This is a genomic window from Phocicoccus pinnipedialis, from assembly GCF_903994035.1.
Taxonomy (GTDB): domain Bacteria; phylum Bacillota; class Bacilli; order Staphylococcales; family Salinicoccaceae; genus Phocicoccus; species Phocicoccus pinnipedialis.
Genome location: NZ_CAJEWB010000005.1, coordinates 55,953 through 80,671, shown reverse-complemented (window position 1 = coordinate 80,671; position 24,719 = coordinate 55,953). Strand labels below are relative to the sequence as shown.

The 24,719-nt window shown below is 37.5% G+C and carries 27 protein-coding genes; 17 read left to right on the top strand and 10 right to left on the bottom strand.

Annotated elements, in window-relative coordinates:
* The 3 genes from modA (at nucleotide 1) to rpsR (ending at nucleotide 1,770) form a co-directional block, all read left to right on the top strand.
* Nucleotides 1–735 (top strand): molybdate ABC transporter substrate-binding protein, encoded by a 735-nt coding sequence (modA, locus tag H9D55_RS02125; RefSeq protein WP_186076436.1) that lies wholly within the window; start codon nucleotides 1–3, stop codon nucleotides 733–735.
* A 9-nt stretch (nucleotides 736–744) separates the two neighbouring features.
* Nucleotides 745–1,401 carry a molybdate ABC transporter permease subunit gene (gene modB / locus H9D55_RS02120; protein ID WP_186076435.1) on the top strand — a complete coding sequence of 219 codons (657 nt, stop codon included), beginning with the start codon at nucleotides 745–747 and terminating at the stop codon, nucleotides 1,399–1,401.
* Nucleotides 1,402–1,530: 129 nt separating this feature from the next.
* Nucleotides 1,531–1,770: a 30S ribosomal protein S18 gene (rpsR, locus tag H9D55_RS02115; RefSeq protein WP_186076434.1), complete on the top strand. Its 240-nt coding sequence runs from the start codon at nucleotides 1,531–1,533 to the stop codon at nucleotides 1,768–1,770.
* Between the two features lie 194 nt (nucleotides 1,771–1,964).
* Here rpsR and H9D55_RS02110 read toward each other — a convergent pair whose 3' ends face one another.
* The 3 genes from H9D55_RS02110 to H9D55_RS02100 form a co-directional block, all read right to left on the bottom strand.
* Entirely contained in the window at nucleotides 1,965–2,831 is an 867-nt protein-coding gene (locus H9D55_RS02110; RefSeq protein ID WP_186076433.1) for a prohibitin family protein, read from the bottom strand.
* Nucleotides 2,818–3,093, bottom strand: a complete 276-nt coding sequence (locus H9D55_RS02105) for a hypothetical protein (RefSeq protein ID WP_186076432.1) — start codon at nucleotides 3,091–3,093, stop codon at nucleotides 2,818–2,820. The genes H9D55_RS02110 and H9D55_RS02105 overlap by 14 nt, the downstream gene beginning before the upstream one ends.
* Nucleotides 3,094–3,164: 71 nt before the next feature.
* A complete protein-coding gene (locus H9D55_RS02100) occupies nucleotides 3,165–3,557 on the bottom strand; it encodes a general stress protein (RefSeq protein WP_186076430.1) in 393 nt (130 codons plus the stop codon).
* Nucleotides 3,558–3,666: 109 nt separating this feature from the next.
* Here H9D55_RS02100 and H9D55_RS02095 point away from each other — a divergent pair, with 109 nt between their 5' ends.
* Nucleotides 3,667–4,512, top strand: a complete 846-nt coding sequence (locus tag H9D55_RS02095) for a helix-turn-helix domain-containing protein (RefSeq protein ID WP_186076428.1) — start codon at nucleotides 3,667–3,669, stop codon at nucleotides 4,510–4,512.
* A 201-nt stretch (nucleotides 4,513–4,713) separates the two neighbouring features.
* Nucleotides 4,714–5,220, top strand: coding sequence for a hypothetical protein (locus H9D55_RS02090; RefSeq protein WP_186076426.1), 507 nt, complete (start codon nucleotides 4,714–4,716; stop codon nucleotides 5,218–5,220).
* A gap of 66 nt (nucleotides 5,221–5,286) precedes the next feature.
* On the opposite strand, the gene H9D55_RS02085 is transcribed toward H9D55_RS02090, so the two are convergent.
* Nucleotides 5,287–5,703: a general stress protein gene (locus H9D55_RS02085; RefSeq protein WP_186076424.1), complete on the bottom strand. Its 417-nt coding sequence runs from the start codon at nucleotides 5,701–5,703 to the stop codon at nucleotides 5,287–5,289.
* 199 nt (nucleotides 5,704–5,902) lie between these two features.
* On the opposite strand from H9D55_RS02085, the gene guaB reads away from it, so the two are divergent.
* The 3 genes from guaB to H9D55_RS02070 all read left to right on the top strand — a co-directional run bounded on the left by guaB (nucleotide 5,903) and on the right by H9D55_RS02070 (nucleotide 9,594).
* The gene (guaB, locus tag H9D55_RS02080) at nucleotides 5,903–7,372 is read left to right on the top strand and encodes an IMP dehydrogenase (RefSeq protein ID WP_186076422.1); all 1,470 of its coding nucleotides are present in this window, start codon (nucleotides 5,903–5,905) and stop codon (nucleotides 7,370–7,372) included.
* A gap of 18 nt (nucleotides 7,373–7,390) precedes the next feature.
* Entirely contained in the window at nucleotides 7,391–8,935 is a 1,545-nt protein-coding gene (gene guaA, locus H9D55_RS02075; RefSeq protein WP_186076420.1) for a glutamine-hydrolyzing GMP synthase, read from the top strand.
* Between the two features lie 353 nt (nucleotides 8,936–9,288).
* Nucleotides 9,289–9,594 carry a DUF4298 domain-containing protein gene (locus H9D55_RS02070; protein WP_186076418.1) on the top strand — a complete coding sequence of 102 codons (306 nt, stop codon included), beginning with the start codon at nucleotides 9,289–9,291 and terminating at the stop codon, nucleotides 9,592–9,594.
* Nucleotides 9,595–9,863: 269 nt separating this feature from the next.
* Here H9D55_RS02070 and H9D55_RS02065 read toward each other — a convergent pair whose 3' ends face one another.
* A complete protein-coding gene (locus H9D55_RS02065; RefSeq protein ID WP_186076416.1) occupies nucleotides 9,864–10,580 on the bottom strand; it encodes a 3-ketoacyl-ACP reductase in 717 nt (238 codons plus the stop codon).
* Nucleotides 10,581–10,844: 264 nt separating this feature from the next.
* On the opposite strand from H9D55_RS02065, the gene H9D55_RS02060 reads away from it, so the two are divergent.
* Entirely contained in the window at nucleotides 10,845–11,546 is a 702-nt protein-coding gene (locus H9D55_RS02060) for a VOC family protein (RefSeq protein ID WP_186076414.1), read from the top strand.
* A gap of 192 nt (nucleotides 11,547–11,738) precedes the next feature.
* On the opposite strand, the gene H9D55_RS02055 is transcribed toward H9D55_RS02060, so the two are convergent.
* Nucleotides 11,739–12,401: a YoaK family protein gene (locus tag H9D55_RS02055; protein ID WP_186076412.1), complete on the bottom strand. Its 663-nt coding sequence runs from the start codon at nucleotides 12,399–12,401 to the stop codon at nucleotides 11,739–11,741.
* A gap of 101 nt (nucleotides 12,402–12,502) precedes the next feature.
* Here H9D55_RS02055 and nadX point away from each other — a divergent pair, with 101 nt between their 5' ends.
* From nadX to H9D55_RS02040, 3 genes are read left to right on the top strand one after another with little or no spacing between them, the layout of a single operon-like run.
* A complete protein-coding gene (gene nadX, locus H9D55_RS02050) occupies nucleotides 12,503–13,270 on the top strand; it encodes an aspartate dehydrogenase (protein ID WP_186076410.1) in 768 nt (255 codons plus the stop codon).
* A gap of 25 nt (nucleotides 13,271–13,295) precedes the next feature.
* Nucleotides 13,296–15,071, top strand: a complete 1,776-nt coding sequence (locus H9D55_RS02045) for a DUF2207 domain-containing protein (protein WP_186076408.1) — start codon at nucleotides 13,296–13,298, stop codon at nucleotides 15,069–15,071.
* Between the two features lie 57 nt (nucleotides 15,072–15,128).
* Complete coding sequence (locus H9D55_RS02040; RefSeq protein ID WP_186076406.1) at nucleotides 15,129–16,157, top strand: M42 family metallopeptidase; 1,029 nt, start codon at nucleotides 15,129–15,131, stop codon at nucleotides 16,155–16,157.
* A gap of 104 nt (nucleotides 16,158–16,261) precedes the next feature.
* On the opposite strand, the gene H9D55_RS02035 is transcribed toward H9D55_RS02040, so the two are convergent.
* Genes H9D55_RS02035 through H9D55_RS02025 form a run of 3 tightly spaced genes read right to left on the bottom strand, consistent with a single transcriptional unit; the run spans nucleotide 16,262 to nucleotide 17,850 of the window.
* Entirely contained in the window at nucleotides 16,262–17,179 is a 918-nt protein-coding gene (locus H9D55_RS02035) for an ornithine cyclodeaminase family protein (RefSeq protein ID WP_186076405.1), read from the bottom strand.
* 27 nt (nucleotides 17,180–17,206) lie between these two features.
* Entirely contained in the window at nucleotides 17,207–17,521 is a 315-nt protein-coding gene (locus H9D55_RS02030; RefSeq protein WP_186076404.1) for a DMT family transporter, read from the bottom strand.
* The gene (locus tag H9D55_RS02025; protein WP_186076403.1) at nucleotides 17,518–17,850 is read right to left on the bottom strand and encodes a DMT family transporter; all 333 of its coding nucleotides are present in this window, start codon (nucleotides 17,848–17,850) and stop codon (nucleotides 17,518–17,520) included. The genes H9D55_RS02030 and H9D55_RS02025 overlap by 4 nt, the downstream gene beginning before the upstream one ends.
* A 261-nt stretch (nucleotides 17,851–18,111) precedes the next feature.
* On the opposite strand from H9D55_RS02025, the gene H9D55_RS02020 reads away from it, so the two are divergent.
* The 4 genes from H9D55_RS02020 to H9D55_RS02005 are packed head-to-tail and all read left to right on the top strand — an operon-like array spanning nucleotide 18,112 to nucleotide 22,255.
* On the top strand, nucleotides 18,112–18,411 hold the full coding sequence (locus tag H9D55_RS02020) for an ArsR/SmtB family transcription factor (protein WP_186076402.1): 300 nt from the start codon (nucleotides 18,112–18,114) through the stop codon (nucleotides 18,409–18,411).
* A gap of 11 nt (nucleotides 18,412–18,422) precedes the next feature.
* Nucleotides 18,423–20,327 carry a heavy metal translocating P-type ATPase gene (locus tag H9D55_RS02015; RefSeq protein ID WP_186076401.1) on the top strand — a complete coding sequence of 635 codons (1,905 nt, stop codon included), beginning with the start codon at nucleotides 18,423–18,425 and terminating at the stop codon, nucleotides 20,325–20,327.
* Nucleotides 20,328–20,345: 18 nt separating this feature from the next.
* Nucleotides 20,346–21,287: a DMT family transporter gene (locus H9D55_RS02010; protein ID WP_186076400.1), complete on the top strand. Its 942-nt coding sequence runs from the start codon at nucleotides 20,346–20,348 to the stop codon at nucleotides 21,285–21,287.
* 32 nt (nucleotides 21,288–21,319) lie between these two features.
* Nucleotides 21,320–22,255, top strand: coding sequence for a hypothetical protein (locus H9D55_RS02005; RefSeq protein WP_186076399.1), 936 nt, complete (start codon nucleotides 21,320–21,322; stop codon nucleotides 22,253–22,255).
* Nucleotides 22,256–22,293: 38 nt separating this feature from the next.
* On the opposite strand, the gene H9D55_RS02000 is transcribed toward H9D55_RS02005, so the two are convergent.
* On the bottom strand, nucleotides 22,294–22,695 hold the full coding sequence (locus tag H9D55_RS02000) for a general stress protein (RefSeq protein ID WP_186076398.1): 402 nt from the start codon (nucleotides 22,693–22,695) through the stop codon (nucleotides 22,294–22,296).
* 493 nt (nucleotides 22,696–23,188) lie between these two features.
* On the opposite strand from H9D55_RS02000, the gene H9D55_RS01995 reads away from it, so the two are divergent.
* Nucleotides 23,189–24,703: an ABC transporter substrate-binding protein gene (locus H9D55_RS01995; protein ID WP_208454718.1), complete on the top strand. Its 1,515-nt coding sequence runs from the start codon at nucleotides 23,189–23,191 to the stop codon at nucleotides 24,701–24,703.
* The last annotated feature ends 16 nt before the right edge of the window (nucleotides 24,704–24,719 follow it).

The following is a 24,719-nucleotide window of genomic DNA, read 5'->3' as shown; positions in this document are numbered from 1 at the left end:
TTGAAAAAGATATTTGGCTTTTTGATAGTTGTATTGTGTTTATCAGCATGTGACGTTTCTGAAGAAGATGAAACAGTGATTATATCTGCAGCAGCAAGTCTAACGGATGCATTACAAGAAGCGACTGAACTATTTATACAAGAGCATGCGGATGTAGAAATCAACTTTAATTTTGGCGGATCTGGAGGGCTTCGTGAACAAATTAAGCAAGGTGCGCCAGCGGATATCGTAATTTTTGCGAGCCAAAAAGACTTTGACTTACTAAATGAGTCGGTGGAATATGTTGAAGCAGGTAAACTACTAGAAAACGAACTTGTACTTGTAACACCTAAAGATAACGACACAGTGACAAGCATCGATACACTTGTCAATGCAAACAAGATTGCGGTTGGTACCGCTGAAAGTGTGCCTGCAGGAAAGTATGCTGAGCAGTCGTTTAGTAATTTAGACTTAACAGGTAAAATCGAAGACAAATTTATTTATGCAGAAGACGTTCGTGCAGTATTACAATATGTTGTACAAGACGAAGTAGATGCCGGAGTTGTTTATAAGACAGATGCGTTGACTGAAGGTAGAGTTGAAATTGTTGATACGTTCAATAGAGATCTCCATGACGCAATTGTATATCCAATTGGTACACTGACAAACAGTGACATCGTTAAAGAATATTATGAATTTTTAATGTCACAAGAAGCTAAAGATATTTTTAAAAAATACGGATTTAAGGTAGAGTAGGGATTCTGGATGCTAGAAAATATGTGGGAACCAGTCATATTATCTCTTAAGGTAGCGACCATTGCGCTCATATGCTCTTTCATTATTGGAGTGGGAGCTGCATATTTTTTAGCACGTAAAGATTTCCCGGGAAAAGTGATTGTTGAAACACTCATAATGCTCCCACTCGTGTTACCGCCGACAGTGGTTGGGTTTATCTTAATTATTATTTTCGGTAAACACGGTTTTGTTGGACAAGCGATTATGATGCTATTTGACCAGTCACTTCTTTTTACATGGTATGCAGCAGTTATCGCAAGTACAGTTGTTGCGATTCCGCTCATGTATCAATCAGCGAAGACTGGGTTTTTATCGGTTGATAAAAATATAGAAACTGTTGCAATCGTAGACGGTGTTTCAAGGTTTAGAATATTTACGCACATTACAATGCCACTTGCTAAGAACGCACTGATCACGGGAACAATTCTCGCTTTTGCACGTGCCCTCGGTGAATTCGGTGCGACACTCATGTTTGCGGGAAATATACCTGGAAGTACGACAACGATGCCGACAGCGATATATTCAGCGATACAGGCAGGGAATATGGAAATCGCCTGGACATACGTTGTAATTATCATCACCATCAGTTTCTTCATGATGTGGTTTATACGTAGAAAAGAGAATTGACATTGACTTTAGAAGTATGTATAATGTTAAAAGCACATACACAACACACACACGTTCGATTTGTAATTGTGGATTCATAACAGGTACCACACATACCAATATTGAATCTATAATAGAGGAGGAACTCAAATGGCAGGTCCAAGAAGAGGCGGTCGTCGTCGTAAAAAAGTTTGTTATTTCACAGCAAACGGAATTACACACATCGACTACAAAGAAGTAGATCTTCTGAAAAAATTCATTTCAGAACGTGGTAAAATCTTACCAAGACGTGTTACAGGTACTTCAGCGAAGTATCAACGTCAGTTAACAACTGCAATCAAACGTGCACGTCACATGGCTTTACTTCCATTCGTTAAAGAAGAAGCATAAGTCGATAAGATATAAAAACTCCAAGATACAAGAGGTATCTTGGAGTTTTTTTGTGAAGATTTACTTTTTATTATCTGGCTTTGAGTGGAATGATTCATCGCTTGAGGATTTTCGAGATAGGGACCAATACCAGCTGCTAGTTATAAGATAAAAACCTACAAAAAAGACCGACATTGTCGGCCTCAAATTTCTGCTTACTCATTTTTTTGATTGAAATCTACAATGATACCTTCGCCACCAATTGTAATGGGTTGTTTTCCGTCCCATTTTTCAATGAGTTTTTCTTGGATGATTTCAGGTGTCAATGATTTCGAACGGATTTCGTTCGCTTTTTTCTCTCCTTCTGCTTCGATTATTTTTCTCTCAGCTTCTTGTTTTGCGATTTCTTTGTCTGTCTTCGTACGTTCTAAATTCTGTGTTGCCTTCACACGTTCATCAATTGCTTTTTGCGTTTCTTCATCTGGTTGAGGTGGATTAACGATGACGTCTTCGATGATAATACCGATATTTTCAAGATCTGCTGCAAGTCTTTCTAATGTGCCGTTCTTAATTTCTCCAGTTTTTTCACCAAATGTTTCAATAACAGTGTACTGTGAAACGACTTGTCTAAGTGCATCTTGTGAACGACTTTGTATGTAACCCGCCTGCAAGTCTTCGATACTTACATTACCAAATTTTTTATATACGGCACTCGCTTTCTCTGGGTCAACATGATAGTTGAGTGATACTGGCATCGAAAGTGCTTTACCATCTACTGTTGCAACCGCAAGTCCATCATAACTTACTGTTTGTGTACGAACTGGATATTCAATAACGCGCTCTGTCGGAAGGATAACGTGCCATCCTTGTGAGAGCATCTCATCTTGAACACCGCCACTTATTTTATACACTACACCAACGTTACCGTTGTCAATTTTTGTTACGAAAAAAGCGAAGAATAGGACTATTACTGCGATTAAAACGACTGCCGAAGTGATCAGTTTACCAATAAGTTTTGCTGATGAAGTCCTTTTGTTACCTTTAGGTGCGTGTGATTCGTTTACATCTTTAATGTCTTTCAATTTGTTTAATTTCCTCCTTCAACTGGTGAATTTCTTTTAATCGACTCTCGTGTTCAGCCATATCCACTGCAGATTCGAGCATGGATTCTTCATGGGCAATCAATAATTCGAGTCTTTTTATTTCTGATTTACGGTCTAATTCATTTTGCTTAAGCTCTCGTTTATATAAATAATGATCAACGCGTCGTTTATTTAACATTAACAAAATAATGACGAGTAAAAGTAAAAAGAAAACGATAATCCCAATCCGTAAAATAATCAAGTCATCACCTCTGATTTAAGATAGTTATAGTATAACAAAAATGGATATCAATTAGATATCCATCTTATTTTTTAATCCTTCTCAGAATTAAGCCCATACTCATCATAAATTTCGTCTAAACTTAGATTATCGTGCTTTGTCTCTGGCGCTTCGTCGCCTTTTACAAGTAACACCATTTGTCCGCTATTCACGCCTCTTTTGTATTCTGCAAGTTTGCGTTCAGAAAGATTAAAACGTCGTGCGACGAGGTCTATCGCATTTTGATCAAAAACCTTTCCAACGAGTTTTTCCCAAATAGAACCATCGGCTTTAACAAATTCAATGTCCTTGTAATTAAGAAAATTACTAACCGGACGGTTTATAGCAGAGACAATCATATCTGAAGATAGAACTTCCTGAGTTTTTAATGTGTCTATTTTTTTTGTAAGTGACTCTTCTGAGTTAAATAAATAAATATGTGTCATTTGAACGCCTCCTCAAGTTACTCTATATATACCACTTATGAATTACAAAAAAACAGTAAAATAATTGCTTTATTTTGAAAGCGTTTTATTATAAGAGTGAGGTGATGATATGGTCAGGTTAATTGGAGATAAAATTAGACAAAAACGCATTAGTTTCGGCTACAGTCAAAAAACTGTTGCCAAGATGTGTAATAGCGACTCACAGTCAATGATTTCGAGACTTGAGAATAATCATGGGGCGGTGAACTACCAAGATTTATTTAGAGTATTAAATGTTTTAGAACTTTCCATCACAGATGTGATGGAAGAAGAGATAACAGAAGAAAGACAGTTACTGAATAATTTAAAAGAGTTAAGAATTCGTGGTGAGTTTAGCAAAATGATGCGATTATTAAAGTCTTATCCCTTAGAGTATTACGAAAGAGATATTAAACGCTCCATCTACTACTATTGGTATTCATCAATATATCATGCATCTCGAAAAGAATATTACAAGGCGGATCGTTTAATAGATGCTGCGATTAAAGAAATTGAAGATACGAATCAGTTTAGACACTTATTTCCTGAAATACTTATCGCAAAAGGCAATATTACGTTTGGAAAAAATAAAAATGGTCTTAACTACTACATTAAAGCGAATAAGTTATATCACCCGATATCTAGTAGTGAAACATACAAGGATATCGTTCGCATCAACTATTTGTTTGCTGCTGCACACTGTAGAACAGAAAAATACAATCTCGCACATTCACATATCGATATCGCAATAAAAGAATTAAATAAATACGAATCTAATTACCTAAGGGTAAAATTGGAATTATCTCGACTAATTTTACTCTTTAGACAGCAAAGTCCGGAATTTGAGTCACAAAAACTCTTCTTTTTAAAGTTTTCAAAAGCGCTGGGAAGCTCGACAAATATGGATTCCTTAAATAAAATATTCAATTTTGAATAATTGATTAATTTTTACTAGTGAATGCAGCGAGAGCCTGATTATAATGTACGTAAGCTTTAGAATCTAGAACATTCATTTTGAAGAAGGAGTCGTTGTTATGAAAAAAATTGTTTATGTAGCGTTTTTAACTATTTTAATAGGAGTAGGCACTGTATCATCAGAATCCGTTTTTGACTGCGAGTGTCCTGATTTTATCTGGTAATGTTAGTCTCTTGGAAAGTAAAAAAGAAACACAAAATCATGTTCAGATTGACGATCATTAAATTATTAGAAAATAGACTTAGTACGTCTGTATGTGATTTTGAGAAAGAACGTTGTTGTTATTGCTTAGAAATTATGAAGAGTGGGTATGAAGAACATTTTGGAGAAGTGTTCGAATTTTTAGGTATTGAATGTAAGATAACGGGTAACAAAGAGACGAATCTCATTAGACGTGTGCTCAGAATGTATGAGGAAATTGAAGCAATCAGTTCTTCATGCACGCCATATCAATTTACGGGTTTTAAAGATGTGAGTCACCATGCCTATTACATGTTCTTAAATCAATATGGTACGAGTACTGTAACATGTGAGAACTATAACCCAAAATATTTAGATGAATACCTAATATACTTAGAGCGATATGAGAAACTAGAATATCCAGTGAATATCCATTCCTTAAAAATAGTATTCGAATCAAAATATGATAACGTATGTGATTCTAGATGATATCCATGGATATCATTTTTTATTGAAACCTAGGCATAATAAAACAGCCTAGGTTTGGAGACGTTTTTAATAATCGTCTCGTTTACTTAAATCGATATGCACAGAATCATCACTGTTAGACCCAACATCTTCAATCGGTCTTCGTTGTAAGGATTTTAGCTTCGCATCTTGTGTCACTTGTAGAACGAGTTTTCCGTCTTCAACTGCTTCATGATAGATTTGCGCTTCTTCTTCAGTTAACTTCATGCGTTCCGTCGCTTTATCTTCTGCAGATTCATCTGAGAATAATGCAGTAAATTTTTGGAAAAGATTTCCTTCCCCTCTATGAAGATTTACTTTATAATTTGTATGAATCTCCGAAGTCTGACTTTGTTTTGCGTAGACATGAATGTCAATAGGATCTATGCCTTCAACATCTCTCAGCTCTTTAATTCGACGAATGAGTGCGGGTACATCATTGATAATTTCAAATTTTTCAAACATTATTTGCACTTCCTTTTTAAATTAGCTACTAATAATCTATTTACCCGAAATCCAAAAAGTAAAACGGTACCAACATTTTAATGTGATATGTATATAAAATTTTGAATGTTAGGACTTCTTGTAATAAAGAAAAGAAAACTTTTATTCGTTTATCTTCTAGTCTATAATAGTAATAATCAATTTTAGGAGGTCCAAATAAATGTGGGAAAATAAATTCGCAAAAGAAGGATTAACTTTCGACGATGTGCTACTCATCCCAGCACACTCAGAAATTCTACCAGCTGATGTTGACTTATCTGTAGAGCTTTCTGAACGTATTAAGTTAAATATTCCATTACTCAGTGCAGGTATGGATACAGTAACAGAAGCGTCTATGGCAATTTCAATTGCAAGGCAAGGTGGCCTTGGTGTCATTCATAAGAACATGTCAATCGAACGCCAACGTGATGAAGTTGAGAAAGTAAAGCGTTCAGAAAACGGTGTGATCACAGATCCGTTTTTCTTAACGAAGGAAGAGAAGGTATTTGCAGCTGAACATTTAATGAGTAAATACAGAATCTCAGGTGTTCCTATTGTAAACAACCCAGAAGAGAAAAAGTTAATTGGTATTATTACAAACCGTGACCTCCGTTTTATTAATGATTATTCAGTCGTTATTGATACTGTAATGACTAAAGAAAATTTAGTGACTGCACCAGAAGGAACTACGCTCGAGGATGCCGGGCAAATCCTTCAACACCATCGTATTGAGAAATTGCCAATCGTAGATGATAATGGTGTGTTAAAAGGCTTAATCACAATTAAAGACATTGAAAAAGTAATTGAATTTCCGAATGCAGCAAAAGACGAAGCAGGTCGTCTACTTGTAGCGGCAGCAATCGGTATTGCGAGAGAGACTGACAAACGTGCAGAAGAGCTCGTTAAAGCAGGTGTAGATGCACTCGTTATCGACACGGCACATGGTCACTCTAAAGGTGTGCTTGATGCAATCAAGAAAATCGCAGATCGTTACCCAGAAGTAACAATCATTGCAGGTAACGTTGCAACAGCAGAAGGAACGAGAGCTTTAATTGAAGCGGGTGTAGACGTAGTCAAAGTAGGAATTGGTCCAGGATCTATCTGTACGACACGTGTTGTTACTGGTGTAGGTGTGCCTCAAATTACAGCGGTTTACGATTGTGCGACAGAAGCAATGAAACATGGTAAAGCAATCATTGCAGACGGTGGGATTAAACTTTCAGGAGATATTGTTAAAGCACTTGCAGCTGGAGGACATGCAGTAATGCTCGGAAGCTTACTTGCAGGCACGACTGAATCACCTGGTGATGTTGAAATGTTCCAAGGTAGACGCTACAAAACATATCGTGGAATGGGCTCATTAGGAGCAATGGAGCAAGGTTCAAAAGATCGTTATTTCCAAGAAGACAAAGAGGCAACGAAATTTGTACCAGAAGGTATCGAAGGACGCACGGAGTACAAAGGACCAGTTGCAGACACGATTTATCAGCTGATTGGTGGACTCCGTTCAGGTATGGGTTACACAGGATCTAAAGACCTAAAATCACTGAGAGAAGAATCACAGTTTGTGCGCATTACAGGTGCAGGACTCATTGAAAGTCACCCACACAATGTACAAGTAACTAAAGAAGCACCAAACTATTCAATTTAAGACTGGAGTAATAAAATCATGGAATTTAGAGAAGAACAAGAGTTTATCTTAGTCATTGACTACGGTAGTCAGTATAACCAACTCTTAACACGTCGTATTCGCGACCTTGGAGTGTATAGTGAATTACACAACCCAAGTATTACAATTGATGAAATCAAAGCATTTAACCCTAAAGCAATTGTACTTTCAGGCGGACCACGTTCTGTCTACAAAGACGATGCATATACCGTAGACCCTGAGATATTTAACTTAGGCATTCCTGTACTCGGTGTATGCTATGGTATGAACCTAATCGTCCACAATACAGGTGGAGAAGTTGGCCGACTTGAAGAAGCATTCTCAGGTGTAGATACAATAAATCTTGACTCATCTGTAGAATTGTTCAAAGGTTTAAACAATGAAGAAGAAGTTGTAATGAGCTACCATGATGATGTGAAGTCTATAGGGGAAGATTACGAAGTAATTGCGACAACTGATAGAAATAAATTTGCGGCAATTAAGCATAAAGAGTTACCCATCTATGGTATTCAATTCCATCCAGAATCAAAACACACACCAAAGGGTGACGTGTTCGTTAAGAACTTTATCAGAGACATCGTTGGATGTAAGGGCGAGTGGACGATGGAGAACTTTATTGATTTAGAAATTCAAAAAATTAAAGAAGAAGTTGGCGACAAAAAAGTCATCTGTGCCATGAGTGGTGGCGTGGATTCATCAGTAACAGCAGTGTTATTACAACGTGCAATTGGTGACAACTTAACATGTATCTTCGTTGACCATGGCCTATTACGTAAAGGTGAAGCGGATATGGTAATGGAAGAATTCGGCAAAGGATTCAACATTAACATCATTAAAGTAGACGCTCAAGATAGATTCTTAGATAAGTTAGCGGGCGTTTCAGATCCAGAACAAAAACGTAAAATCATTGGTAATGAATTTATTGAAGTGTTTAATGATGAAGCGGCTAAACTAAAAGGTATTGATTACCTTGCACAAGGTACGATCTACTCAGATATTATTGAATCGGGTACTGAAACTGCTGAAACAATCAAATCTCACCACAATGTAGGTGGATTACCAGAGGACTTAGAATTCAAATTAATCGAACCGATCTCAACGTTATTTAAAGACGAAGTACGTGAACTTGGTTTAGAGTTAGGAATTCCAGAACATCTTGTATGGCGTCAGCCATTCCCAGGACCAGGACTTGGTATTCGTGTACTTGGTGAAATTACGAGAGAGAAATTGGAAATAGTTAGAGAAACAGACTGGATTCTGAGAGACGAGATTGCTAAAGCAGGACTCGACAGAGATATTTGGCAGTACTTTACAGTATTACCAGGTATTCGTTCAGTAGGTGTTAAAGACGATGTACGCACATTCGATTATACAATCGGAATCCGTGCAGTACACAGTGTAGACGGCATGTCATCAAACTTTGCTAAAATTGACTGGGATGTGCTAGAAACAATTTCAAAACGTCTTGTAAATGAAGCAAAGCACGTTAACCGTGTAGTCTATGACATCACAAGTAAGCCACCAGCGACAATTGAGTGGGAATAGCAGAGTAAAAAATCAAAAATATCTTGCTTTGATTTAGATATATTTTAAGGTAAGCTATTTGTTTAGAGTAACTTTTAAGCTGAGGGTTCCCTGTATTTTAACTAGGTTAAGTAAAATTTGACTAAATATAGAGAAGTAAATTAGATAGAAAAAGGAGCTAAATCACTCAAGATTTAGCTCCTTTTTAGTTAACCAGCTAATTCATTTTAAAACCATTATTTCTAAACTGTATTCCATTTACTATTGTTATAACACCCACAACCTATAATATGTTATTGCGCGTTACTTGAAACTTGTTTGTATAACGGTCTGATTGTATAATTCTAATAATATTTGGTAAGAGGGTGACTAGAGTGAATCAAATTGAACGTATCATGCACATGGAAAAAATTTTGAATGATGGTACAGAGGCCGTTAATAATCTTCAAAAAGCGCTTTTGAATTACTTGAAAGTGAAAGAACAAATAGAAGAACTGTCAGATTATTATGGAAGTAAAATCTGGTTTCAAGATTATGAAGACGAGAGAAACGATAAATTACCTAAAGATCTAAACAGGGGAGTATTATCTGAAGATGGCATTAATACACTTCTCATTGATGATTTCGAACTACAACAAATGATAAAGGCAATTCAAATTCAAAATATAAACGAGCAATAAAAAATAATTGAGTTGAATCCTCGCTAATCTTTACATCAAATTAAAAAATGTATTTTTTTAGCTTAAATATAAGTTCTATAGTGATCTACTTTATGTACTAACGAAATAAAATTTTGTATAAAATAGGGAGTAAAAGAAAGAGCTGGAACCTTTATAAAATAAGGTTCCAGCTCTTTCTTATTTAATGAAAAATCTAGTATATATTTTGAGACTATATTAAACTTCGCTGTCAGCGGATGTCCATTTAATATTATTTTTAACCTTATATCCTATGGGTTATTTGACCATAATCCTGCGTGTTTTAGTACGACACGGCGATTTAATTTAAGTTGTAGGACAATCAGCTCCGCAAGGTCTTCTGGTTGCATGACTTTTTCTGGATTCCCATCAGTTAAATTCAACTCTGCAGCCATTTCTGTTGCGACTGTACTTGGTGTGAGTGTTGAAACACGTATATTGTGTTTACGCACTTCTTGCATGAGCGATTCACTGAGTCCAATCACTCCAAATTTTGATGCTGAGTAGGCACTTGTAACTGGACCGCCTTTTTCACCTGCAGTTGATGAAATATTGATAATATCTCCAGTCTTACGCTCAATCATCTCTGGTAATACTGCGTGTGTTGTGTAGTAGACCCCTTTTAAGTTTACGTCGATGATGTTTGTCCATTCTTCAGGAGTGAGTTCCATGAATCCACCGAATTTAGAAATTCCTGCGTTGTTTAAAAGAATATCGATAGGGCCGAGCTCTGATTTTACTGATTCAACAGCTGTCGTTATTTTGTCTAGATTAGACACATCTGCTGTTGCTACAGCAACGTTTACACCGTATGTCTCAAGTTCCGCTTTTACTTTTTCTAGATTTTCAAGCGTACGTCCAATGAGACCTATATTAACGCCTTCTTTAGCGAGTTGGATTGCAGTTGCACGCCCGATTCCACGACCGCCTCCAGTAATTAATGCCACTTTTCCTTTAATTTCTTGCATCAAGATCTCTCCTTAAATTTTTGTCTTATTATAATATTGTACGACCAACCGAGTGATTCTTTCAATGAAATGAATTGTGTTTCTAAATACAACTTGTATCTAATCCAAAATTCTTTAAAACACGTAAGGATCATAGAAGAACTTGATTCACGTTTTTTATTACGTATCGTAATGAGAAAGGTTATTCAAACATACCTAATACAAGACGAATTTCTCGCGAAATCTTTCTTAACACAGGATAATTAAAATAAAGGAGACGTTTAGATGACACTATTGTTCGATCACATCATTTATTTTTCAGAGGACCCAGCTGCAATGAAAACCCAATACTATAAAGAAGGGTTTCACACCGTGACAGGAGGAACGCACGATGTGTGGGGTACACATAACACATTGCTACATTGTGGCCTTTCTTATATTGAATTTTTAGGTATAAAAAACAGACAAACTTTTGAGAGCTACAACGATTCAAGTGTGGACTACACGCTCATGTCCTCCATATATAAAGAGAACTATCGTATCGGTATGCATAATTTTGCGCTTAGAACAACTGACATTGATGCACTTAGTATGTCGCTTGTCACAGAAGGATTCGAAGTCGATGGACCGCACAAGTTCAATAGACAAAAAGAAGATGACAAAATAGTCTCTTGGAAACTGTTATTCGTTAAAGATAATAAGACGAATGTCCCGATGCCATTTATTATCGATTGGGGTATGAGTGATGATGAGAGACTAGAAAATTTGAAGAAAACTAACGTTTTAGGTGATAACGGAGAACTCGTAGAAATCAAGAATGCAGTGTCGAGTAAGAGTGATGCGATGCGTGTGTTTAAGCGCGCATTTCACCTTAAAAAAATGAATGAAGAAACACTGATTTTAGGAAATGTAAAACTAACTTTTAGCGAAGCACTACAGGAAAATCAGGCACTCATCATGAAGGATGGACAGACTTTTGTATTATAAAACTGTTGGTGAAGGGATAAGAAAACTATTGCAATTATGATAGTCTCATTTCGTAAAGAATCGTACGGTAAAAGGTTGTGCTCAAAAGAACAGTGGAAATTCTATGACACCTAGACATCTCTGTCCACGTAGAGACTCATACACAGATTTTCAAACGAATTATAAGTATAACTAAGGCAACCATCCGGTTGCCTATTTTTGTGGGACCCGACCAACCAACACAATGACAAAGAACACAATTAGGGAAAGGAATGCTGCAATCATCATCATGTGTGATGCAAAGTTAATGTAGAGTAATGCGCTTGTAAAAATACCTATTATAAATGTTAAAACGCCAATCAGGATCACGCGCGACACTGACCACGCGTTTTTTTCACGTAGAAAAATCACGCGGTACAGCTGCGTCATGAGCTTCTGAACGTTGCCCGTCATAATACCATTATTGATTTTCGTTGTTCCCACTCGGTTAAAGACAGTCAGTGTGTACCCAGAGAATGCACCAAGAACCACGGCAAACCCATATACACCAATCAGATTCTCGAAATACGCTACACCAAACAGAACGATTATCTGTATCAGTATATAGACAGAGAACTTTCTACTACTATTTTTCGTCGTAAATTCTACCAAAGCTTCTGCTAAAAACGCACCAAGTAAGAATCCACCGAAAGATGCGACGTGTGGCATGATAACAGATAGTCCGTTTCGAAGATTCGCACCGAGTAATACAAGGTTTCCAGTTTGCGCACTCACAAGCAGATCATCATAATGCAAAAAGGCATATGTATCAATATATCCCATTAAAAATGTACACCACAAAGTCAGAGCAGTCATGAGTTTATCTTTAAGCAGCATTTAACCTCTCCTAAAAATCTAATGTATAGTGTTATTATACGTTTTGTAAGCGCAAATAAAAGGAAATAAATATGGTATATTGAATAAAAGGAGCGGTTAAAATGAAAATAGGTCTGATGGGTGCAGGCGCAATTGGGCAGTACCTTTTAAAACACATAAACGGTAATCGTGAGAACCACATGACGGTGAAGAGTGTATTTGTGAGAAATATTGAAAAATATAAGCACTTAGAAGAAACGTTTCATGTGAAATTATTTACGGATATCCATGAATTTCTGGAATCCGACATCGATATTGTCGTGGAGGCGACAAATATAGAAACAGTCGAGCAATATTTCCACACAATTATTAAAGAAAAAAATATGATGTCCATTTCGATTGGTGCATTTAGTGATGATACACTGCTTAAAATTGCTCAAGAATCGGATAGCCATAAATTATACTTACCATCCGGCGGTATCGGTGGACTCGATCTCATTCAAAATGCGCGCGCACTTGGAAATATCGATACGCTAACGCTGACGACGAGAAAACCAGCGTCGTCACTAACAGAGGAAGTACTGAGTGAAGAAACGATTATCTTTGAAGGCAGTGCAAAAGATGCGATTGCAAAATATCCAAAAAATATGAACATATCCATTATCTTATCAGTAGCAGGCATTGGGACTGAGAATACGAAAGTTGTACTTGTTGCAGATCCGACGATCGATAAAAACATACACAATATAGAAGTTTCAGGTGAATTCGGACAAGCATCATTTACATTTGTGAATGACCCACTAAAAGAAAATCCAAAAACAAGTGCGCTTGCAGCACTTTCTATTTATGCAACTCTTGAAAGATTAGAAGACAATATTGTGATTGGCTAAAACTTAAAAAGAAAGTTGGCTAAATATGAAGCGGTTAATATTTGCACTTGTGTTCATATTTATGATGGGCACAACTTACTCGGCACAGGCAAACGAAATCGACGCTATAGAAATGGCTATTTTTATTAATAAAGACGGCTCAGTGGATGTGACAGAAAAACGTCGTCAACTGATGGATGAGGGCACCGAGATGTACATGGTGTTTGATGAAGACAGTATGCAAGGCGCGAAAGTTACAAATTTTAGTGTGACAGGTATGGAAAAATTAGAGCCATGGCCAGAAGACGGTTCCCTAGAAGAAAAACGTGGTAAATACGGTACGATTGAAACGAGTGATGGCTTTGAGCTTGTTTTTGGCATAGGCAATTACCAAAACCAAACGTACGAAGTACATTACACATTAGAAAACTTAGTTCATAACTTAAAAGATGGTCAGTCGATTTACTGGGATTTCAATACTTTTAATGAATTATTAACACATCGTGTTCGTATAGAAGTGATGTCAGAAGTGCCACTCAGTAAAGATATGATGAAGTTCTGGGGATTCGGATTCGACGGATTCTTAGACTTTGAAGGAGATGCGCTTGTCTGGAAATCAAACGGGACTTTAGATAGTCGAGACTATGCAACTTTGTTGATGCAGTTTGATGAAGGCACGTTCAATACAACACATACTGAGGACATCACGCTTAAAGAGCAACAAGATAAAGCATTACAAGACTCTCATTATGAAGATGAATACTTAGAGAATTCCGGGTCAACAAATGGTGCGAAAAAAAGTATTGTCGGTAAAGTGTTCGGAATTATTGGAGCGTTCGTGGGCACAATCATTGTGATTTTAATTGGAGCGTTCAGTACGGCTGTATCGAAAGTGAGAAAGCGTAAAGGTCATATCGAAAGTGCGGGTAAATTAAGAACACGCAATAAAGATATCGTTTCAAATAAAGTACCGAGCTTGGATGACGATGACTATGTCGGTATCTATAACACTCTAAAAGCGTTAGGTATGAGTGGATTTGAAACATTCTTCCAAGCATATCTTGTAAAGTGGCAAGATGAAGGACGTATCACAATCACAAATGAAAATGGATCTGATAAAAAATCGTTGATTCAAATGAAAAGTGAAAAAGATTTAGAAGAAGTTAGAAATGGTGATTCTATGTTTGCTGAAGCGGTTGAAGCGGTCAAAAAAGACACATATAACGGGACATTCGAACTGCTCTACTGGTTACTCATTAAGGATGCAGTTGATTCAAATGGCCAACTAACAAGCAAACAGATGAAAAAATGGGCGAAAAAAAATGCGAAAGACGTCTCAAAAATCGCGGACTTCATGACAGATTACTCTAAGAATTACCAAAAGAGACATGGAATAATGACGTATGAAGATGTAAAAATTTGGGGCATAAAAAATGAAATTGTAAGTCCGACTGAAAAAGGTCAGCATCTCATAGACGAGATTATTCAATACAGTAACTTTTATAAAGAAGATGTTAAGAAAATGAAAAAAGAAAAAAGTGAACCCAATTTAGAATCCCACGATATCATTTGGGATATTATTACTTCTGACACATCAGATCTAGATTTACTCGGTAGAAAATACATGACAGTTGATACGTATAATCCGTATCTGATGTACTACTTATACTCTAACAATGTAAATACAACTTACAATAAAGGACTCGCGTCAGGTGGCTTTTCATCGACCAATGGGGCTTCCGGATCATCCGGTGGCGGAGGCGCAACGTCATTCGGTGGTGGTGCTGGTGCTGGCGGTGGAGGCGGCGGTGGTGCCCGTTAGTCCGAATCGTATTAAAAGTGGTATCATTTAATTAATTTATATAAAAGGGGTAGGTCCATGTTTAAAAAAGATGAAACACTCAAAATCTTAAAAGAATTACTCGCAATAAACAGTCCGACTGGATACACTGTGGATGTGATTGATTACCTAGAGAAAACAATTCAAAATCTTGGATTTGAAACGGAGCGTAATCCAAAAGGAAACTTAATTGTTCCTGTCAAAGGTGAGAATACTTCTATAACACGAGCATTAAGTGGGCACGTAGATACACTCGGACTCATGGTGCGCTCGATCAATAGTGACGGTACACTTAATCTGACTAAGCTTGGCGGGCCACTGACACCAACCTTAGATGGTGAGTACTGTGACATTATAACGAGAAGCGGCGATGTGTATACAGGTACGATTCTATCGAGATCACCTTCAATTCACGTATTTAAAGATGCTGCGAAAAAAGAGCGAGATGTTGATAACTTAGTCGTAAAAATTGATGAGCGTGTATCTTCAAAAGAAGATGTGAAGAAGCTTGGGATTGATAATGGAGATATCGTTGCATATGATCCAAAAACACAAGTGACGCAATCAGGTTTTGTGAAATCAAGATTCTTAGACGACAAAGCATCCGTTGCGCTTCTCGTTTCACTGTTAAAAGCAATCAAAGCGGAGGACTTAACACCATCTATAAACGTGACGTTTATTTTTACTGTATATGAAGAAGTCGGTCATGGTGCGGCATGGATACCAGAAGACATCACGGAACTTTTAGCGGTAGACATGGGATGTATTGGAGAAGACTTAGAATGTACAGAATTTGATGTGTCAATCTGTGCAAAAGACTCGTCTGGTCCGTACGATTACGCACTGACTTCCAAGCTCATTGAATTCGCGAAAAAATTAGAGCTTAATTACGCCGTCGACATCTATCCATTCTATGGCAGTGACGCGAGCGCCGCACTTGGTGGTGGTAGCAATATTCGCGCTGGCCTGATCGGACCAGGCGTTGCGAACAGCCATGGCATGGAACGCACACACGTAGACGCTTTAGAGAATACTTATAAACTCCTTGTCGAATACGTTAAGAACTAACTTAAAATATAAAAAAGCGTGTTTCCTGGAATTTAGGAAACACGCTTTTTTTGATTTCTAAACCTGATTTTCTTCTTTAAACACGATAATATCTCAAAGAACACCTATTTCAATTTTTCATATGCGCCGATTGCGACTGCCATATCATATAATGATGCGCCGATTGACTTAAAAATTGTAATATCTTTTTCGTTTCTATCGAACGACATTTCTATAGCGTCGTTCAACTGAATCATATTCTCGAACTTAAATTTATCTTGCTTAACGGCTTCAATGAATCCGCCAGCTGATGATTCCACGCCTTTTTTATAATCCACAACCACATATTTCGCGCGTCCGATCGTATCCACATTCAACTCTTTCGTGCTCGGCATAAACGCTCCGATTCCGTTAATATGAACACCCTCTTTCAGATACGTATCATCAAACACAGCTTCACGTGACGGTGTTGCAGTAATTATAATATCGCATGCTTTCGTCAACGTATTTACATTAGATGCGATTTCAATATCACACGTAACTGTGAGTCCCCTAATTTTATCTTTAAAGTATTCTGCTTTTTCTGGGTGATGGTTAAATAGAATGATTTTTTCAATATCTCGGACTGATAAAACGCCAAACACCTGTTGAACGGCCATACGTCCTGTGCCAATGACACCAAGTACAGACGCATCTTTTCTTGCGAGCATATCCGTCGCAATGCCACTCATTGCACCAGTGCGTAACTCAGTCAGGTACGAAGCAGCAACGTTTGCAATGACCTCTCCAGAATCAGTGTCAGTTAGAATTGAGTGTGCTTTTGAAACACCATCTTTAATCGACATGATTTTTGTGCTCGTCAGTCCTTGTTCAATGTCTAGTGCCGGGAAGTTCATAATCATGTTGCTGTCTCCAACAGGCATCATCACATGCTTACGGTTAACAATCTTACCGTTATTTTGACGCATGAGCGTCCGTTTAATATCTTTAATCGCGTCTGCCATATGGTAGTTGAATACTTCTTCTTCTGTAAAGATGATCATGCAATCACTCCTTATATGACTATCTCTTTAACTCAACATTTTTAAGCCAATCGTTGCGCCAAGAATTAAGGCAATACAGAGCATTCTCTTAATATTCTTAGATTCATTATAGAACAACATACCCACCAGTGCGCCACCAACTGCTCCGATTCCAGTCCAAACGGCATATGCAGTACTCATTTCAATATATCGAAGAGAATATGTGAGAAGTGCAAAGCTCATTGAAAACATAACTATGATACCAAGAATATCTCTCTTAGCTTTGCTAACCGTGAAACGGTTCATGAACACAACGCTAAGCAATTCAAACAGTCCTGCACATATCAAAATAAACCAAATCATGCAGCTTCCTCCTCTTCATCTGTAACGAGCTTAAGACCAATCACACCTACGAGTAAAATCACAATAAAAATAACCTTCCAAATATTAAATGGTAGGTCAAAGACTAAAAAATCCATTAATGTAACTCCAGTCGCACCAAGACCAACAAAAATCGCATAACTTGAGCCAACAGGAAGTACTAATGTAGATGATATTAATAAATAAAAACATATAATCAGGGCTACAATAGTGATACTCCAATCAAAAATACTATCTGAATGTGTAATGCCAACCACCCAACCGATTTCGAGAATAGAAGCAGTGAGTAGTTTAAGCCATGCATTTGACATAAAAACAGCCTCCTAAATAAAATAAAAAAACCTAAGAGAACGGTGTCTCCTAGAATTTTGTCTCTCCGTATAACGCAAAAATACGTTGCGTGAATTCCTATGGGCCAGACTACTTACGTAGAGAAGCCATAGTAATTTTTTTATGAACTTGTATATTATACCAAATTTTTCGATAAAAATCAATCAATGGATGGTTATTGATTATCATATGAACATATATTAATATATAAGTAAGAGATAAGAACAAAAAGGAGATGCGAAATGAGTGGTTTTAATTTAGATGAAGAAACTTTATTTATCGTGTCACATACATTTAAAGCGTTAGGGGAAGAATCTAGAATTCGAATTTTAAGTTTACTATTAGACGGCGAGCGTTCTGTTAGTTCGATTGCAGAAACGCTAGATATGAAACAATCCAATGTGTCTCATCAATTGAGATTTTTAAAGAACTTAAGACTGGTGAAGTCTCGCCGCGAAGGTCAATCGATATATTATTCACATGACGATACTCATGTTATTAAAATACTACGAGAAATGATCGATCATGCAAGACATAATTAGGAGGAATCATTATGACAGAACAACTCAAAACATGTTGTGGTCCAGATAAACACCTTCATGACCACACTCATGGAAAAACACCAATTGTCTTATATTTGATTGGACTTGCGTTGTTTATAATCGCATTTCTAATTCCAAAAGAATATGCAGTTATGACGAACGTGGTACTGGTGATTTCAACAATCATTGCAGGGTATCATGTCGTGATTTTAGAAGGAATTGGGCATACGATTGAAAATACAAAAATCGCTAAAAAATTTATGCCAAACTCACATATATTAATGGGGCTCGCAGCGATTGGTGCGTCTATTATGGGTAACTTTTATGAAGCGGCACTCTTAATTTTAATATTTGCAGGGGCTCATTTCTTAGAAGATTACGCAGAAGGTAAAAGTAACCGTGAAATTAGCAAATTACTTAAAATGAATCCAACAACAGCGAGACTTATCACAGATGACGGTACTAAAGAAGTCAGTGTAGAGTCATTGAAAATTGGAGATAAAATTCAAGTGCTTAATGGAGACCAAGTTCCAATAGACGGCGTGGTTTTATCTGGAACAACATCAATCGATGAATCCGCAATTAACGGCGAGAGCATGCCGAAAGAAAAAACGATTGGCGACACAGTGCTCCAAAGCACAATTAACGGAACAGGCTCATTTACGATGGAAGTGACCAAAGAGAGCGGAGACACTGTATTCGCACAAATCTTAACACTCGTTAAGGAAAACCAAAACAACCAAACAAGAGCGGCGAGTATCATTCAAAAATTCGAGCCGAAATACGTCACAATTGTGCTCATCTCAGTGCCCGTAGTTATACTATTATTCTTTATATTTGGTTTCACTTTCTTTGACGCATTCTACAAGGGACTCGTTTTACTCGTAGCAGCATCCCCATGTGCACTCGCAGCAAGCACAGTATCCGTTACATTATCAGCAGCATCTAACTTAGCACGTCGTGGAGTGTTATCTAAAGGAAGTGCTTACCTTACAGAACTCAGTAACATTAAAGCAATCATGTTTGACAAGACAGGCACTCTCACGAACGGTCGTCCAGAAGTGACTGATTATACGTTTTTTGAAGATGAAGACACCCTGACTGACATTATCCTCGCACTTGAAAGAAACTCTAACCATCCACTCGCAACTGCGATATTAGATTTTTTCGAACCCAAAGAGATTCTCGATATTGAAACGACGAACCATATTGGTAAGGGGCTTGAAGGTTCGTATAATGGTGACGTATATCGAATCGGGAAACCGACATCATTTCAGGATGTATCAAGTAACATTACAAAAGAGCAAGAGGCGCTGGCACATTCTGGAAAAACTGTTGTGTTTATCGCGAAAAATGAACATGTAATTGGTCTTATTGCACTCATGGACACACCAAAGTATCATGCGAAAGAAGCAGTAAACTACTTTAAATCACGCGGTGTACAGACGACAATGATCACAGGAGACAGCGAAGAAACAGGGCGCGCAGTGGCAGATATGCTCGATATCGATGCGGTGATTGCAGATGTGATGCCAGAGGATAAGTCACGTGTTGTCAGTGAGCAGCAAAAACGGTATGAAACAGTTGCAATGGTTGGAGATGGTGTGAACGATGCGCCAGCACTAGTGAAAGCAAACGTGGGGATTGCGATGGGAAACGGTACGGACGTCGCGGTAGAAGTGTCGGATATCGTCTTAATGCATAATGATCTAGATAGACTGATAAACACTCACAATATTGCGACACGTATGTCTCGTGTCATCTGGCAAAACATTTTTATTGCGATGGCAGTTGTATTGATGCTAATTGTGCTCGGACTTACTGGTATAACAGATATTGCTTGGAGCGTTGTTCTACATGAAGGGAGCACAATTGTAGTAATCTTAAATGGACTGAGATTACTTCTCGGAAAGTAAATTACACGGGAGCGTGCAATGACAAAAAATCAACTGACTTTTATTTATTTGAGCATTGTGATGGCGACAGTCATCTGGGGACTCAACATGGTTCTCTTAAAAGTGCTTGTCACTGAATTACCACCAGCAACAATGACCGCATTTCGTATTATGACGGCAGGAATTACGACGTTGATTATCATTATCTGTTTAAAATCATATCGTAAAATGACGAATACGGAATGGCGTTATATCTTAATTGGAACGCTCTTTGGCGTCGTGTTACACCATTTGTTTATTGCGAAGGGGCTCGTCTTGATTAATGCATCGAACGCATCATTAATACTCGCACTTTTACCAATTACGACAGCCGTTATGGGCGTCATGTTTTTAGGAGAAAAGATGACGAAGTTTCGTCTCGTTGGGTTTATTATGGCACTGATTGGTGTGTTCTTTATTCAAGGCGGTTCTTTCAGCAATATTGTGTTTTCAAGAGGAGAACTGTACCTATTTATTGCCATGTTTGTTCAGGCGATGAGCTTCATTTTTATACGTAAACTGACGTTCACATTGGACTCAAAACAAGCGACATCTGTGATGTTTTTAATAGGGTCAACGATTTTACTCATGATCAGTCTATTCACTGAACCCGGTGGTATCAGTGCGTTCTTTTCTATGCGCCTACCTGTAATGTTTGTATTCTTATTCTCAGGAATTGTGGCAACTGGTGTTGGATTCATCATCTTTAATGGATCGATTCAGCGTATTGGTGCAGGGAATACAGTGATCTTTAATAACTTGGTACCACTATTTGGACTGATATTCTCGGCAATTTTCTTAAAGGATGTTATTAACATAATTCAAATGTCTGGTTTTATCTTCATAGTACTTGGGGTATTATTTGGTACGGGTTACGTTGAAGCAAAGTTTTTGAAACGCAGTAATAGAACGATGAAATCACAACTGGATAATGATGTGTAATATACTAGAGAAAAGAACGTGAGGTGACGCGCATGAAATATGTCATTTCGATGTGTCTGGCGCTCACGCTTATTTTGGCAGGATGTCAAAACAGCCCGACACAAGCTGAGAAAGAGACGAAGGAAGCGCCAATAGTTGAATTGAACAAAGAGACAGTCAAGAAAATTTTTGTGTTACCGAACTATGAGAAGGGTGCGGTTACGTTTAGTGGGACAGAATTTAAGAAGGGCATGACACGCTCTGAAATACTAGATTCATATGGTAAGCCTGATGCGAAGTTTAAGACGGCAAGCAAGACGTATGAAATTTATAGTAACGTTGGACTCTATTATGAAGAGAGCGAAGTTGCAGACGTCGTGTACTACATGAATAATAGCAAAGAAAATGCTGTGAAGGTGCTCGGTGAACCAGATAGAGCACTCGAAAAAGCGGGTCTGTATCAGTATTCATATATGCTTAAAAACAACGGCGATAATGAAATTCACCTGGTCATGTGGTCAAAAGACGGCAAACAAATGGGTCCTGTAACAATCGAAACGGTTGCGAACAATGAAAAGATGTCAAACGAAGACAGCGCTAAATATAAAGACATGGACTCTAAAAAGGACGGTAAGAGGTCTGAGCCTAAAAATGAAGACGAAGCAGTCGAACAGTTTATGGAAGCTTATGTCGACAAGCTTGTAGATTACTATAACGGAGACAATGAGGACGTATTATCTATTGTTGAGTCTGGAAGTAAAGCAGAGAAACAGATCAAAGAAAACAAAAAGATAGGTGACTTTCAAAACCAAGAGTCATTTGACGTGCGTCTCATCAAATACACGTATGTAAACAATGAATACGACGTAACGATTGAGCGTGACTATGCGCACGACAAATCAAAAGGTAAGCAAACAAGCACAATTACCTACAAGATGAAAAAAATCGGCGACAATAAATATGAAATTATCGATTTCACAGAAAAATAACCGAAACAACTGAAGCAAGTCAGTTGTTTCGGTTTTTATTATTCGTTATCCTCAAAAATATTTTCAGTCGTAAAGTTTGACCCACTTGTTGCTTTCGGAACATGGTGCGGATGCCCATCATGAGATTCATAGTCATTTACATATAAAAGAATCTCATCCTCTGCGAGCTTTCTACTATAAAGGTCTTGTTCTTCATCCGTTAAATCTAACTTGCTCATTGCGAGGCTCTCCGAGTCTTGGGGTGAGAACAATGACTTGAACTTCTCCCAGGTACTGCTCTTTACAACCATAGAATCCAAACCATACGCTTCGAATGTCGCCTCATAGATATCCGGCTTCGTGATGATAGTAATGGCTTCTTCCAAAACACCAGATTCTCTGAGCTCGGTGATGCGCGCTAAAACCTCATCAGGACCTAAATATGACTCAATTTTCCTCAATAACATCAACTCCCATTTCGTTCAATACCTTATAAGATATATACCACCTATCTCTCTGAGCAAAACTAAAATAATTATTTTGATAAAAACAGGATTACCATTCAAAAATAATGGGTAAACACAAACCATACAGATAATAATTATGATATATTCATTTGTGGATAAACCACAAAAGGGGCATTATGAATGGAAAGAATTAAGAACGTGCATGTATTTTCTTTTTTTATTTTTGGAGATATTTTGATGATTGCCTCAATATGTTTTTGGCTCACAAATTTATTTGATGCACAGATTATATACACGTTATTCATAGTAGGTACGGTAATTTCTATTTTCTGTATCATACTACTCAAAATTAAAAATAAAACGCACAATATTAGTGACTAAAATACGCCGAGAAGGGATTACTTCTCGGTTTTTTTAATTGCTAAATTAGTAAAAATCATGGAAAATATAATCAATTGAATAAACTATTTATACTAGGGAGACCAAAATGAAAACAAAAATTGGTGTTTTATTCATAACACTCATGTTCGCTTTAGTTTTAAGCGCATGTGGCAACGGTTCAGACGAAGCCAAAGAGCTTTTAAATGAAAATAAAAACACGGAAGCGAAAGATGGATTAAAAATCGCGATCTCAGTTGATCCAGATGGCTTAGACCCACATCGCACAACAGCGAGTTCAACATTTGTTATTACAAATAATATTTACGACACACTTGTAAAAGTAACGAAAGACGGTGAAATTGAGCCAAGTCTGGCTGCATCATATGAACAGTCGGAAGACGGGAAGACGCTCACATTCAACCTTAGAGAAGACGTACAATTTCACGATGGCACGGCACTTACGGCAAAAGACGTTGCATACTCATTTGAACGTATTAAAGATGAATTGGGACCCAGAAAAGATAACTACGCATATATAACTGAAGTCAATGTGATAGATGATTACACAATAGAATTCAAAGCAGAATCACCATCAGCGTCATTTATAAGTGATTTTGCGTACCCATGGGCAGCAATCGTTAAAGACGGTGCAGATGAAACGCTAAAGAAAGATCCAGTGGGGACAGGACCATACAAACTCGTGAACTGGACACCGCAAGATAAGATTGTTTTAGAGGGTGTAGATCACTATAACGAAGGCCAAATTCAAAATGTAGAATTCAAAATGATGCCAGATTCAACCGCACAAGTGACGAGCTTTAAAAAAGGAGATATCCATTTAATTGAAACGACTGGAGATGTTGTGGATACTTTAGGTGATGCCACGATTATCGAAATCGACAACAACTCTGTGCAACTCATGGCAATGAACTTAGAAAACGATTATCTTAGCAATAAAAAATTGCGTCAAGCAATTAATATGGCAGTCGATAAAGAAGAACTCATTAATGCAGTGTGGTGGGGCTACGGCAAACAAATTGGCTCGCACTATCCACCGGTTTTAAAGGGATATGTAGATACTACAGGGACATATCCATATGATGTTAAGAAAGCCAAAGCACTCGTTGAAGAGAGTGGTGCGAAAGGTATCACATTAAATATGAAGTTACCTTCAGACTATCCAAACTATGTTGCTGCAGGACAAATCATTGCTGAAAAATTAGAAGCAATTGGAATCCATGTTAAGATAGAGACGATAGAATGGGGCACATGGTTAACGGATGTGTATGGCAACCGTGATTATGATCTCACAGTTGTTGGTCATACAGGTCGTATCGAAGGGTATGATTTATTAGAGAAATATAATAGTACGCGCTCAGATAACTACTTTAATTATAAAAACACAGAAATAGATGACTTGCTTTCATCTATTAAAGTAGAATTAGACGAAGAGAGACGTATGGATATGTATGAGCAAGTTCAAACGATTTTAGCAGAAGAAGTCCCAGCACTATATATTCAAGAACCGACACGGATTTATGGAATCAGTGATGATTTAGAAGGGTTTTCTGCATATCCGATCGATGTTTTCGAACTTAAGGATTTAAAATTTAAAGAGTAATTAATAGGTGATGAGT

Bases quoted from the DNA above. Each gene is read 5' to 3' on its own strand.
- H9D55_RS02055 (WP_186076412.1), bottom strand. From the start codon at position 12,401: ATGCTGCTTAAAGATAAACTCATGACTGCTCTGACTTTGTGGTGTACA.
- rpsR (WP_186076434.1), top strand. From the start codon at position 1,531: ATGGCAGGTCCAAGAAGAGGCGGTCGTCGTCGTAAAAAAGTTTGTTAT.
- H9D55_RS02085 (WP_186076424.1), bottom strand. From the start codon at position 5,703: ATGTTTGAAAAATTTGAAATTATCAATGATGTACCCGCACTCATTCGT.
- H9D55_RS02095 (WP_186076428.1), top strand. From the start codon at position 3,667: ATGGTCAGGTTAATTGGAGATAAAATTAGACAAAAACGCATTAGTTTC.
- nadX (WP_186076410.1), top strand. From the start codon at position 12,503: ATGAAAATAGGTCTGATGGGTGCAGGCGCAATTGGGCAGTACCTTTTA.
- H9D55_RS02025 (WP_186076403.1), bottom strand. From the start codon at position 17,850: ATGTCAAATGCATGGCTTAAACTACTCACTGCTTCTATTCTCGAAATC.
- H9D55_RS02030 (WP_186076404.1), bottom strand. From the start codon at position 17,521: ATGATTTGGTTTATTTTGATATGTGCAGGACTGTTTGAATTGCTTAGC.
- H9D55_RS02040 (WP_186076406.1), top strand. From the start codon at position 15,129: ATGTTTAAAAAAGATGAAACACTCAAAATCTTAAAAGAATTACTCGCA.
- modB (WP_186076435.1), top strand. From the start codon at position 745: ATGCTAGAAAATATGTGGGAACCAGTCATATTATCTCTTAAGGTAGCG.
- H9D55_RS02010 (WP_186076400.1), top strand. From the start codon at position 20,346: ATGACAAAAAATCAACTGACTTTTATTTATTTGAGCATTGTGATGGCG.
- H9D55_RS02100 (WP_186076430.1), bottom strand. From the start codon at position 3,557: ATGACACATATTTATTTATTTAACTCAGAAGAGTCACTTACAAAAAAA.
- H9D55_RS02020 (WP_186076402.1), top strand. From the start codon at position 18,112: ATGAGTGGTTTTAATTTAGATGAAGAAACTTTATTTATCGTGTCACAT.
- H9D55_RS02015 (WP_186076401.1), top strand. From the start codon at position 18,423: ATGACAGAACAACTCAAAACATGTTGTGGTCCAGATAAACACCTTCAT.
- H9D55_RS02090 (WP_186076426.1), top strand. From the start codon at position 4,714: ATGTTAGTCTCTTGGAAAGTAAAAAAGAAACACAAAATCATGTTCAGA.
- H9D55_RS02065 (WP_186076416.1), bottom strand. From the start codon at position 10,580: ATGCAAGAAATTAAAGGAAAAGTGGCATTAATTACTGGAGGCGGTCGT.
- H9D55_RS02060 (WP_186076414.1), top strand. From the start codon at position 10,845: ATGACACTATTGTTCGATCACATCATTTATTTTTCAGAGGACCCAGCT.
- H9D55_RS02045 (WP_186076408.1), top strand. From the start codon at position 13,296: ATGAAGCGGTTAATATTTGCACTTGTGTTCATATTTATGATGGGCACA.
- H9D55_RS02005 (WP_186076399.1), top strand. From the start codon at position 21,320: ATGAAATATGTCATTTCGATGTGTCTGGCGCTCACGCTTATTTTGGCA.
- guaA (WP_186076420.1), top strand. From the start codon at position 7,391: ATGGAATTTAGAGAAGAACAAGAGTTTATCTTAGTCATTGACTACGGT.
- H9D55_RS02035 (WP_186076405.1), bottom strand. From the start codon at position 17,179: ATGATCATCTTTACAGAAGAAGAAGTATTCAACTACCATATGGCAGAC.
- H9D55_RS01995 (WP_208454718.1), top strand. From the start codon at position 23,189: ATGAAAACAAAAATTGGTGTTTTATTCATAACACTCATGTTCGCTTTA.
- guaB (WP_186076422.1), top strand. From the start codon at position 5,903: ATGTGGGAAAATAAATTCGCAAAAGAAGGATTAACTTTCGACGATGTG.